Below are 11,667 nucleotides of genomic sequence, written 5' to 3' on the forward strand. Positions count from 1 at the left end.
TTTATTTGCACCAAATACAGCTTATTACTTGTTATACAAACTGGGATTTAGCATTTTAGATATAACCTATATTGCATTCCATTACGGTGTATTGTCCCATTATTACATTCATAGTCGATATCCTTTTCATACTTAAATCCAAGTTTTTGCATTACATTTCCAGAATTAGGATTTTCTTTTGCAAATCTACCGACGATTTCCGTAACATGAAGCTCTTGCACGGCAAACCTGATAATCTCTTTCATAGCTTCTGTTGTATATCCTTTTCCCCAATATTTCTTGCCTAAATTATATCCAATCTCCCAACAAGAAACTTCATCTTCATAATAGATAAGACCAGTTCCTATCAGTTCATTGGTTTCTTTTAGAACAATCGCAAAGCGATACCAATCATTCTTGCTGATTTGCTCTAACTCAAAAGAAATCCATTCTTTTGTTTTTTCAATATCATTATGGCTACTCCAAAACATATATTTTGCAACATCGGCATCACTTTCCCAACAACAAAAAACATCTTGTACGTCTGCTGTATTAAAGGGTCTTAGTATAAGTCTATCCGTTTCCAAAATAGGAGTTTTCATTCCACATCACCTCAACTTCCAATTTGTTAATTTCATACCCACATTATATCAGTTTGATTTCAGCCATTCAATGAAATTCATCTGTGGCTGTCTTTTTATCCGTGTACCATTCCGTTACCCCCTTTCATTCCCCCTTAGCCCACTCCCAAAGGGGGATAGGTACGTTTGCGGTGGGCGCAAACGGCGGATTTCAAATAAGATTATGCGCCGATAATCTTATTGAACAGCTCTAAGAGTACGTCCTTGACACCGCCCGCATTGAACACAAGCCCTACGGCAACAAGGGCAACCACAAGGAAGCCGATAAGTTTTGAAAATTCACGCTTGAAGCCCAAGTAGATACCAATGACTACGATTGCCATAAGCACAAGGCTCTGTGCGTTGCTTAAAAACCAGTTGTATAAGTTCTGTCCAAAATTCATTTATTTTTCCTCTCTTTCTCTAAATTCAGTCATGTGTCGGTCTGCTTCCTTGCCGACACTCATCATGCACATCAGGACTACGCCCATTCCCATGCCAAGAGATACCAGCAGTAAATCCTTGATAAGTTCCAACATTGTTTCACTCTCCTTTATTCTGTGATAAGTTCCTCTGTGTCCGCTGTCTGCTGTTCGATTATCTTCAAATGCTTTTCCGTCAGCTTTGCGTTATCCTCAATGGTTTTCAGATAGTCCGTCTGGTTGCCAGCATCTATCCTTTTCAGCATTTTCAGCGTAGGGGCGACCTGCCTGCTTATCCAGTTCAGCGTCCTTGCCAGTGTGTAAGGCTCTGGCTGGCTTGTCAGCTTGATAGGCGGTCTGTTTTCGCCCATGAAATACGCCCAGCGGTCATTGGTTTTCCAGTCCGTCTTTCGCTTGTCTGGCTCTCTGTCCACAAAGCGGATATAGTGACTGATAATAGAAAATGCCGTCTGTTCTGCGTCATAATCTGTCAGCAGTTCACGGACGGCATAATAGGCTCTTTCATCTTTCAGACGTATCTCGAAGCGGTTCTTTATGGGGGCTTCCTCTATCGGTATGCCAAGCCTTGCGTACTGCTCGTAGTTCTTCTCGTAACAGCAGAAGTAGACTTCCGATTTCAGAGAGCCGATATAGAGTGTGTGTCCCATGCCCGCCTTGTCCTGCTCGTTATGCTTTACCAGCTCCCCAGAAGCGTAGGACTTGAACGAACGGAACAAAGACACACATTCCTCATTGTTGCATTTAGCGGTCAGCTCTGGTATGTCCAGTATTCCCGTCCTGTCATTGATTGCAAGGTCAAGGCGTTTCATTACACCGCCCTCAATCAGACAGTCCAAGAGGAAGTCATACCAGCTACGCCCCTGCGCCAGCAGATAGCTTTCAAACTGGCGACAGCCTTTCCCTTTCAGCTCTAGGAGCGTCCCTTTTTCCTCGTCCTGTGAGGTATAGACAAACACATCTCCCAGATAGTAATGCTCCGTGTACTTGTAATGCCCGTAGTCCTCATGGAGCATATAATCAATATTGAGCTTTAATATATCCCTGATAACGTGCTGAATGTCCAGCGTGGGGAAACGGATACGCACATAGTCAAAAAGCAGAAACATGGGAGCGTCTGGGTTGAACTTCTCAACGGCTTCCATTAGTTTCTGCTTCCTATCCTCGGTCAGACTGACCTTTCCCGCTTCGATACGACTGAGATGTTCTCGGCTGATACCAGCCATTGTTGCAAGCCTTGTCTGGGAAACACCGTAAGATAAGCGTTTCTCTTTCAAGACGGTCAGAAAATCGGTTTCATTCAGTGTGATACCCCCAATCGTGAAAGTGTGATATTTTCCGCTAAATGTCACAGTCGGCACGATTTTGGAAAATCCCTTGTACTTAGCGGGATTTCCAGCACTTTTGACTGTAGTTGCCAGCGGAATTGTACCCCTCTGTTAGATACCGAGGGGTTGAGGTGCTGGCGTGGCTTACGCCACACCAGCACGGCTAGTCCGTGCCGTCGCCTTTCGCTTCGCACGTCGCCGTCCCGTCCTGCCTTGCAAGGGCAAAAGAGCCGATAGCCTGTAAAAAGTCATGCCCCTTTGGTACAAGAGGTGTGTAAAACTCCGATATGACGCTTGTTCCCACATCACAGTAGCCACGCCCTTTGATACGCTTCTGGAAAAACTGTTTCTTCACATCACTTCCAAAGAGCATACCATAGCCAAGCTCGCTGATACGTCCCAAGCCCACACGGAAATTGAAGTTGTCCCTTATCCCGTCCGAGAAATACTTTGCGTCTGGTCGCTGGCAGGCAACGATAAGAAAATAGCCCGCCTGTCTGCCAAGCATGACGATTTTCTTTAGCTGGCTAAGTAGGCTCATGCTTTCCTTTGTCCCCAGCATTTCCAAGAACGCCACATACTCGTCAAAGATAAGGAAGCAGGGCGGTAAGCCCAGATAGGCATAGTTTTCTCCCGTCTTATAGTCGGGCATGGTTTTCATTTCTTCAGAACGTATCATCATGCCCTCATAGAACGCATTGACGCACTCTATCATATCTTCCTTTGTGTGGTACACGTTGTCCATGACCGTCCCCAAGTCCGCAAGGTCGGCGTTCTTCGGGTCTAAGATGTAAAGCACTGCGTCCGTCTGCAATAGGGCTTCAATGATTGTCAGCAGGAAGTAGGTCTTACCCCCGCCAGTCCCGCCACAGATAAGAGCGTGGGGGAGAGCGTCATATTCCCAGACAAGGTTCTTCATCAGTCGCAAGCCCCCGTTTTCAGCTCGCACTTCGTCAATCCTGATACGGTTTGCTATCATGTCATAGAGAAGCGTGTACTCGATGTAGCCGTCATGCAAGGTCTTGTCGGTCAGCTCACAGTAAAGCCCGCTTTCCAGCTTATCTTCCAGCCTTAGTAGCTGGTCTTGATACTTGCCAAGCGTGATTTCACAACTGATATGGAGCAAGCCCGTATCCATTTGATAATAGACTTTCGGAAACCAGACGATTTTTTCCCTTGATCTGCCAGAAGACAGGTCAGTGAAAAAACCGCTGTCCTGCACCGTATCGGCTTCATACCACTTGTTTTGCAGTATCATTCTCGCCAGCTTCTGGCGGTGCAACAGCTTCTTGAAGCTGTCATAGCGGAAGCGGTAATAAAGAAAAGCGACCAATGCACAGACACCAGTCGCTATCAAAATTGTTATGAAGTTGTAAGGGGAAAGCGTCAAGCCGTTATTAAGCAGGCTGAAATGCTCCCAGTCAGTACGCATGAGCTGTCCCATGTTCAGTAGCAGTAGAACAGCTATAAACAGGAACAGGAGCGTACCAGCGCAGAAGCGGTACACAAGGTTCTTGTCGCTGGCTCTGATACGCTTTCCCTTGTATTTGTAAAAGCTCATAAACACCCCTTTCTGGATATGGAAAAGCGGTCAATCGTATAGACTAACCGCTTATAATACTGAATATGAAGTTGTTAAACTGAGATTTGCTGATTTGTTCCAGTAAATCACTCCGCACTTTCTACTACGAATTTTACGCTTCCCTTTGTTTTTTCGCCAGTTACTGTTACTGTATATGTTCCGCTTTCTTCTACCTCAACATCATAGTCTACTGAAAAGAAAATGCCTTCACTTTCAGCGATAGGTTCATCATCATTTTTCTGAATTTTATATGATAACTGACCGTCCTCAATTACAATTTCCGTATGAATGGTATCCCCAGCTTCAACAACTAAATCTTGAGAATCAGTAGTATTAAACGCTGTATATTCCATAATTAGTTGCTTGTCATTTCCTGTTCTGCTTCCATTGAAGTCTGGTGAACAAGCTGTTAGTGATGTAATAAGAAATATAGCACTAAAAATAGTTATAATTTTTTTCATTGTTTCACCTCAAATTCCAATCTACAAGGATATTATACTTCTATTCAGTATTTCTTACAATGAAAATGTGCTTCACTAATTTTTTTAAGTTGTTCCTACGGAGCGTTGTTCTTTGGACTTCCTGTGTTCGGTTTCTTTATAAGCCAATCATTCCCTTTCATCAGTAACAGCCGATATAGGTAAATGTCCTACTGGCTGGGTTTTGCCAGTCTAAAGCATGGACGGAAAACTGAAACGTGTACCAGCATTTATCCACGCTGATGTAGTCTGGCATGGACACATTTACCATACCGTCCATTTGACAGCCACAGTCCTGTATTGCCTGTGTCAGCATAGAGTAAGCCAGCCAGCGGTACTCTGGAAGTGCGGTTTCTCGAAACTCCCTTTCGTATTCCACATAGCCTACAATCTCTCCCATAAGCTACTTCTGGTTTTTCTGCTGTCCCTGCGGAGCGTGGCTCTGCGGATTGCCTGCTGGCTGATTTCCTTTGTTCTTCAAAACAATGTCGTCTGCCTTAATGTACCACTCCACATCAGCCCCTCGGTAGTTGGCGTTCGCCACCGTATCGGCAACAGGATTGACAAGCTCTACCTCGGCATTGTAGAGATAGTCCTTGACGGGGATTTCCGCTGGGATAGATACCTGTATCGTGCGTTCCTGCTGACTGCACTTCAAGTCGTAGGTTCTGCGCTTGATTTCCTCGGTAGTCGTCCCGTCCTCATTCTCCACACGCACCTCATGTCTAAGGGCAGAGAACTTCAATACCCCAAAGGTCTTTTCCTTATCTAATACAATTCCATTCGCTAATCTCATAATCAGATACCCCCTTTACTTGCTTTCCTCGGCTGGAAGCATATCATCAGCCGTTAAGATATAGTTTGTGTAGCCACGACCTCGCACGTTCTTTCCCTCTGCGGTAATCTTCGGGTTGACGAGCTTCACTTTCTGCTCGTACTTGAAACGCTTCTCCCCAGCCTTTGCGGGAAGAATGACGACAATATCATCTGCTCGCTGAATGTCGGAATAAAGGTTGTAGCTTCTGGTTACGGGAACATAGCGACCATTGACACGCTGTTGCTCCACTTCATTTTCTCCTGCAAACTCCAAGTTTCCAAAGGTCTGCGCCATGTTCGGCACGATATATTTTAATTTCATGTGTTCTTACCTCATTTCTTTTTTGATTTTGATATGCGGGGAGCTACACTCCCCACGCCCCTTGTGTACTGTTCTTTTCCGTCAATCCGCAAGCAGATTAACAGAAAAGGAACAGTTTAAATTATCATTTTCTGGCACGTCAGAATAGACGGCGGGGAACGGGATTTCTTCAACATCATGGCTGTACCGTCCTGTTAAGAGCGTTTACGGCGTCTGATGAAATATGTCCCTGCTACGCCAGCACCAGAAAGGGCGAATAGTCCCAAGAAGAAAGCGATATTTGTGTTATCGCCTGTCTTTGGAGAGTTGCCCGTTCTGCTCGGTGTATCTGGTGTATCAGGTGTAGTCGGCTGTTCTGGTGTCGGTTCTTCTGGTGTGTCTGGCACTTCTTTGACCGTTACCGTCTGCCCCTCGTCCTCAATGTCCTTATGCTCCGTAACCTTTACTGGCTCGTCTGGATTGCTTAAATCGTACAATTCCTCAAAGGTTACAAGGGATTTTCCGCTAAGTGAGGAAGCGTCAAAGGTAAAGGTAATCTCTACTTTCATGCTTTCGCTGTCGGCGGTAAAGGTGTAGTCATTCTCTACACGTTCCCCATTGATAAGAAGCTCTGCATTTTCTTCTTTTAACATCTGCCAGCCTTTTAACTGATATTTTGTACCGATTTCCAAGCCCTCAAGAGTAACCGTGTCAATGATAGTTACGTCTTTTCCTGCTTCAATCTCTTTTTCTCCGTCCTCGCTGGTCGCTGTGGTATGGATAGAGATAATGCGCTCTGTGATGAGTACGGTCTGTCCCTCGTCCTCAATGTCCTTGTGTTCCGCCACCTTTACAGGTTCGTCCTCATTAGAGAGGTCATATAATTCCTCAAAGGTTACAAGGTTCTGTCCGCCAAGGGCAGAAGCATTGAATGTATATTCCATTTCAATCTTCATTTCTTCATCATCAGCGGTAAAGGTGTAGCTGTTTTCTACACGTTCCCCATTGATAAGAAGCTCTGCATTTTCTTCTTTCAACATCTGCCAGCCTGTAAGCTGGTACTTTGTGCCTTTCTCCAATCCGTCAAGGGTAACAGTATCAATGACCGTAACTTCTTTTCCTGCCACGATTACTTTTTCCCCGTCTGTGCCTGTGGCAGTGGTATGGATAGAGATTTCTTTCTCATATTCATCTGTGAGCGTCCCTAAATCAACGGTTACGTTGTTTCGTGATACCACGATTTCAAAGGCAGGGATAAGTTCAAAGCCTTTGTTGCTTTCACAGCGCAATTCTTCAATGATATAGGTGTCATAGAGTAATGCGCCTTTGGTGTCGTCTGGCTCGGAAGCCCCAAACCAGATACCGTCCTCGCTGGTCTTGCCCTCGTTGGTGTTGTACTTGTGGGAAGCCCAGTCAGAAGAAGTGGAGAACTGCCCGTTGTCGTCTGTTACGATTACATGGCTTTCTCCTGTCGTCTTGCTTGTGATCCTGAACGGAACATCAGCAAGACGCTTATGTGTGCCAGCCCCAATCTTGACACCCTCTAAGTCGCCACGCTTAATCTGGTTATAGACAGAGTGGCTTTCGTCTGTAAGGTCAATGATTTTCCCATTCTCTGTGATTTCAAATTCAACTGCCTTTGCGCCGTCTGTGAGATAGCCGTTCGGAGCTTTGCTTTCCTCGATACGGTATTTCCCGTAAGGCAAGAGGTCAGCAGAAGTAGAAGCGATACCGTCAATGCCTGTCTGGATTGTCTTTACCACTTCATTTTTCTGGTAGAGTTTCCCCTCAACAAGCACCGCACTGTCATTTAGGGAAATGATTGCAAATTCAGCGTCTTTCAAGGTTGCGCTTCCCTGTGCTTTCGTGTCGCTCGTTTCCAAGTCCCTTTTCTGGATTTTCACACCGCCACGGATAACCATGTCAGATACATGGTACTGGTTGCTTCCAGAAAGTACGGCAAGGTCGCCGTCCTCGGTAATCTGTGTTACATAGATACCTTTCATCTGTTCTTCACTGCCATTCGCCTGCATATACGCACCGTCAAGAAGATAGCCACTAGGAGCTTTTGTTTCCTCAACGGTCAATGTCCCAAGCGGAAGCACGTTCTTTCCGTCCTGTGTATAGAAGCTGTCCCCTGATACCTTGTATTCATCAGCAAGGCGGGAAACGTAATGGATAGTGCCGTCACTGTCTTTTTCAGCGATTGTCTTTGTTACCCATGTCTTTGTGGGTTCAGCAGGGAGATTGTCTGCGGTATAGTGTCCCGCATAGAATTTCCATGTGAACTCTGCGCCCTCTAAGGAAGCATTTCCCTGCGGAGCGTCTTTCTGGGTTTCCATGTCAATCTTTAAAAGCTCAATAAGCGTATCGGTAACTTTTGGTGTGTCCGATACTTTTAAGGTCGTTGTCTTGCCAGCTTCCACCTTTAAGGAATACACGGTCTTATCCACCTTATATCCTGCGGGTGCGGATAATTCCCTGATATACACTGTGCCAGCCTTTACTTCCACAGTGTCAGTATTCCCGCTGTTATCTGTCGTAAGGGTGGCAAGCTGTTTCGTACAGCCTTTATCAGAATAGACACCATACGTTGCGCCGGCGATTGAGTAAAGCCCGTTCCCGTCTGTAATGCTGGCATTACTGGAAGTCTTTTTCAAAGTGGCATTTCCTACGGCAAGTTTCGCCCAGAACTGTCCTATGTCCTGTCCCTCGCCAGAGTAGATGTAACCGCCACACTCATAGCGTCCCTTGTTCTCTTTGACAAAGGCTTTTGCCCCAGAATACACTTCGTCCTGTACAGCTTTTGGAATTTCATCATAAGAAGCTCGCACGTTGTCGCACTGCCAGCCAAGATGAACGCTCAATCTCTGCCAGACAACACACTGCTTCAAGAGATAGACGTGCTGACTGCTTAATCCGCTGTGGTTCTTTGCGTACTGGCTGACGTACTCAATGGAGAGGGCAACATCTGAAATCTGGTCGGCACTCATGCGGGTGCTTGCGTCCACTCTGGTCTTATAGCCGTTTCGGAAGTTCGTGTTAATGTCCACGCAGAAAGCGTCCTCTCCCTCAACGGTCATGTGTCCCTCATTGAATGTCGAACCGATAGAGCCGTCATTCATTACCTTTTCCACGATACCGACACGTTCCGCACTTTCTGTCCAGTATTGCTTTTCAGAAGCATGGACGGCGGTAGTCGGCATAGCAGTAACGATAGTCGCAAGGGCAAGGAAGCCCGTAGCTAATCGCTTTAATATCTTTTTCATAGCTTAAATTCTCCTTTCGTTGGATATAGAAAAAGCCGTCCATTTCTGAACGGCTGGAAATAGAAAAGGAACGTCAGTACAGGCGTTCCATAATCTACTTGCGATATTCAATTTTTATGTTTTCAATACTGATGTACAAAACTGTATCTTCTCATATCAGGACTTTTCAGTGCGTCAGAGCTTGCTCGATTGTAGTAAATTCGTAGTAAATTGCTAGTTTTAAGTCCTCTGAAAATGCGATAAATACAGTGTTTTAGGGGATAATTCGGTTTTTAGGAAAGATTTTGATTTAATATTATAATACATTAAAATTATTCAAATAATAGAAATGAAAAGAATGACCAATATTAATACATAGTAAAAAAGTTATATTTATTCAATAAGTTAGAACTATATATGAATGTCAAAAGTTTGATTAGTATAGCTGATTATAATTTTATGATATAGAACATCATTTGATACTAAGCAACCTGAAAGAACGATTCTAATTTGATACTATTGATTTATCAAAAGAATAGAACAAAGCAAAAAGCATATAGAAAATAGTTGATTTTTAAAAAATTATTAACCTAAATAAGTTAATAAAAATATATTTTCGGGCGAGTTCGAATAGTAAAAGATGCATTATTTATTTTATATGACAGGCAATTTATGGAATTGCCTGTCATATATTAAATATAACTTTTTAAATACTCTTAATTAAAAAATGTTGCCAACATAATATTTATAAGAAGGGGAGTAAAATAATTTATGAAAATAAGAAAAATACGAATGAAAGAGTATAAAAGATTTTATGATTTAACCATAGATTTAGGGGATGATCCGAAAAGGATAGTTGCTCTGGTAGGACCCAACGGTTGTGGAAAAAGCAGTGTCTTTGATGCAATGTTATTTTTAGCTAAAGCGTATATGGGAAGAATTGGACAAAATGGTATAACTAGGGACTATCATTATCATTCTCTTAAACAAGTTCCAGGGTATAATTATGAAAATGTACAAATAGAATTTGAACAGGGGACATTTAGTCAAGTTTATAATAAAATGCAGAAAGAAGGAAGAGGAAATAGCATTTTTAGTTTTCGAAGTTCCTTTCGATATAATGGTAATTTAAAGATAATGCAAACCAAAGCAGTTAAAGATATTATTCAGAATGATTATGGTGCTTCTTCTGCATCTGATATAGATCAGCGAATTGAAGAAGATTATCGTCGATTATTGGCAAAATATAATAAGTATCGGGACGATAATGATTTGAGGCCGAGTGAAGCGAGAGAGCATATTATAGGAAAATTAAATGCAGCATTAAGTGCTTGTTTAGATTTAAAAATTACAAGTTTAGGTAATATTGATGAGAATAAAGGGACATTGTATTTTAAAAAGAGTGATGCAGATATAGTATTTGACTACAATGTTTTATCAGCTGGAGAAAAGGAAGTAATTGATATACTACTTGACTTATATTTAAGGAAAGATACATATACAGATTCAGTATACATTATAGATGAACCAGAACTGCATTTAAATACATCGATTCAGAGAGCATTATTAATTGAAATTAACAAAATGGTTCCAGAAAATTGTCAAATATGGATTGCAACACATAGTATTGGTTTTTTGAGAGCAATACAAGATGAATTAAAAAATGAGTCACAGATTATTGAATTTAAAAGTGATAATAAATGGGCGGCTGAAGCATTTATATTGCAACCAGTGCAGATAAGTCGTTCAGAATGGCAGAATCTTTTTTCAACGGCTCTTGATGATTTAGCTAAATTAATCTGTCCTAAAATTATCATTTATTGTGAAGGGAGAGCAGAGCCTAAAAAGGATGGTAGTGAGAGAGGATTAGATGCTGATGTATTTAATACCATTTTTGCAAAGGAGTATCCAGATGTCTTATTCATATCCAGCGGAGGAAATACTGAACTAGATCAACGCAGTGATATTGCTATTGCAATTTTTTCTAAAGTATTTCCAGAATTGAAAATATGGGTATTAAAAGATCGTGATATGGCCTCTGGAAAGGCAACTGATGAACATACAAGAAGAATTTACTTAGAAAATAATTCAGAAAATCACAGAGTATTAAAGAGATTTGAACTAGAAAATTATTTGTATGATAAAGAAGTTTTAAGTGAGTATTGTAGATGGAATAGACTACAATTTAATGAGTCAAAATATAATAGAATAGTACATGATATTACTAATGATAATTTAAAAGATAAGACGGGGGAGATAAAAAGTTGTTGCGGGATAGGAATAAGTATTAATCCTGAGAGGTTTAAAAGAAATTTGGCAGCATGTATTAACCAGACAATGGGTGTTTATAAAGAATTAGAAGAAGTAATTTTTAAAAGAAAATAATATAATGTTTGATTGAGGCCAAGAATTTATAATAAGACTGTAGCAATATTTTGGCAACAGAAAATCAGTAAATAAAAATAAATGATGTAATTGAAGTAAACATAAGTGTGAAACCACACTAAACTTAAATAAATATAGTTAATAATACCGAAGAACACGGTGAATACTAATAGATAGAATAGTATCTGATGGATAACAGGTAACATATAAATGTAAATAAAATCTCTTTACTAAGAATAAAGGTAAAGGGATTTTTTATTATTATAGGGAAAGTCTTACATAGCTAAAATAAGTAAATTTAATAATGTTAAGAAAAATGATACAAATGATTATAAAAAAATATATAATAGTATAAAAGAAAAGGAGGAGGCTTACTGAATGGATAATAATTCAAAAATGATTATTTATACAACAGAAGATGGTTTGGTGAAAATAGAAACAACTTTTAATGATGAAACAGTTTGGTTATCGTTAGATCAAATGTCATCA

The 11,667-nt window shown here is 41.6% G+C and carries 10 protein-coding genes; 1 reads left to right on the forward strand and 9 read right to left on the reverse strand.

What is annotated here, in order from left to right; translation table 11 throughout:
- Positions 1–47: 47 nt before the first annotated feature.
- The 9 genes from B5E75_RS01265 to B5E75_RS01305 form a co-directional block, all read right to left on the reverse strand.
- Positions 48–581, reverse strand: coding sequence for a GNAT family N-acetyltransferase (locus tag B5E75_RS01265; protein ID WP_087356991.1), 534 nt, complete (start codon positions 579–581; stop codon positions 48–50).
- A gap of 200 nt (positions 582–781) precedes the next feature.
- Complete coding sequence (locus tag B5E75_RS01270) at positions 782–1,003, reverse strand: hypothetical protein (protein WP_022619642.1); 222 nt, start codon at positions 1,001–1,003, stop codon at positions 782–784.
- The gene (locus B5E75_RS01275) at positions 1,004–1,138 is read right to left on the reverse strand and encodes a DUF3789 domain-containing protein (RefSeq protein ID WP_087356992.1); all 135 of its coding nucleotides are present in this window, start codon (positions 1,136–1,138) and stop codon (positions 1,004–1,006) included. It lies immediately after the preceding gene.
- Positions 1,139–1,152: 14 nt separating this feature from the next.
- Positions 1,153–2,349: a MobT family relaxase gene (mobT, locus tag B5E75_RS01280; protein WP_164483529.1), complete on the reverse strand. Its 1,197-nt coding sequence runs from the start codon at positions 2,347–2,349 to the stop codon at positions 1,153–1,155.
- 181 nt (positions 2,350–2,530) lie between these two features.
- Positions 2,531–3,928, reverse strand: coding sequence for an FtsK/SpoIIIE domain-containing protein (locus B5E75_RS01285; protein ID WP_087356993.1), 1,398 nt, complete (start codon positions 3,926–3,928; stop codon positions 2,531–2,533).
- 107 nt (positions 3,929–4,035) lie between these two features.
- Positions 4,036–4,410: a hypothetical protein gene (locus B5E75_RS01290; RefSeq protein WP_087356994.1), complete on the reverse strand. Its 375-nt coding sequence runs from the start codon at positions 4,408–4,410 to the stop codon at positions 4,036–4,038.
- 421 nt (positions 4,411–4,831) lie between these two features.
- Positions 4,832–5,224 carry a YdcP family protein gene (locus B5E75_RS01295; protein WP_087356995.1) on the reverse strand — a complete coding sequence of 131 codons (393 nt, stop codon included), beginning with the start codon at positions 5,222–5,224 and terminating at the stop codon, positions 4,832–4,834.
- Positions 5,225–5,239: 15 nt separating this feature from the next.
- Complete coding sequence (locus B5E75_RS01300) at positions 5,240–5,566, reverse strand: YdcP family protein (protein ID WP_003066614.1); 327 nt, start codon at positions 5,564–5,566, stop codon at positions 5,240–5,242.
- 194 nt (positions 5,567–5,760) lie between these two features.
- Entirely contained in the window at positions 5,761–8,814 is a 3,054-nt protein-coding gene (locus B5E75_RS01305) for an SrtB-anchored collagen-binding adhesin (RefSeq protein ID WP_087356996.1), read from the reverse strand.
- 750 nt (positions 8,815–9,564) lie between these two features.
- On the opposite strand from B5E75_RS01305, the gene B5E75_RS01310 reads away from it, so the two are divergent.
- On the forward strand, positions 9,565–11,178 hold the full coding sequence (locus B5E75_RS01310) for an AAA family ATPase (RefSeq protein ID WP_087356997.1): 1,614 nt from the start codon (positions 9,565–9,567) through the stop codon (positions 11,176–11,178).
- The last annotated feature ends 489 nt before the right edge of the window (positions 11,179–11,667 follow it).

Origin of the sequence: Massiliimicrobium timonense, from assembly GCF_002160865.1 — a bacterium.
In the GTDB taxonomy this organism is placed as follows: Bacteria; Bacillota_I; Bacilli_A; order Erysipelotrichales; family Coprobacillaceae; genus Allocoprobacillus.

Coding starts and splice junctions, on each gene's coding strand:
- B5E75_RS01285 (WP_087356993.1), bottom strand. CDS start 3,928: ATGAGCTTTTACAAATACAAGGGAAAGCGTATCAGAGCCAGCGACAAG.
- B5E75_RS01275 (WP_087356992.1), bottom strand. CDS start 1,138: ATGTTGGAACTTATCAAGGATTTACTGCTGGTATCTCTTGGCATGGGA.
- B5E75_RS01290 (WP_087356994.1), bottom strand. CDS start 4,410: ATGAAAAAAATTATAACTATTTTTAGTGCTATATTTCTTATTACATCA.
- B5E75_RS01270 (WP_022619642.1), bottom strand. CDS start 1,003: ATGAATTTTGGACAGAACTTATACAACTGGTTTTTAAGCAACGCACAG.
- B5E75_RS01310 (WP_087356997.1), top strand. CDS start 9,565: ATGAAAATAAGAAAAATACGAATGAAAGAGTATAAAAGATTTTATGAT.
- B5E75_RS01295 (WP_087356995.1), bottom strand. CDS start 5,224: ATGAGATTAGCGAATGGAATTGTATTAGATAAGGAAAAGACCTTTGGG.
- B5E75_RS01305 (WP_087356996.1), bottom strand. CDS start 8,814: ATGAAAAAGATATTAAAGCGATTAGCTACGGGCTTCCTTGCCCTTGCG.
- B5E75_RS01265 (WP_087356991.1), bottom strand. CDS start 581: ATGAAAACTCCTATTTTGGAAACGGATAGACTTATACTAAGACCCTTT.
- B5E75_RS01300 (WP_003066614.1), bottom strand. CDS start 5,566: ATGAAATTAAAATATATCGTGCCGAACATGGCGCAGACCTTTGGAAAC.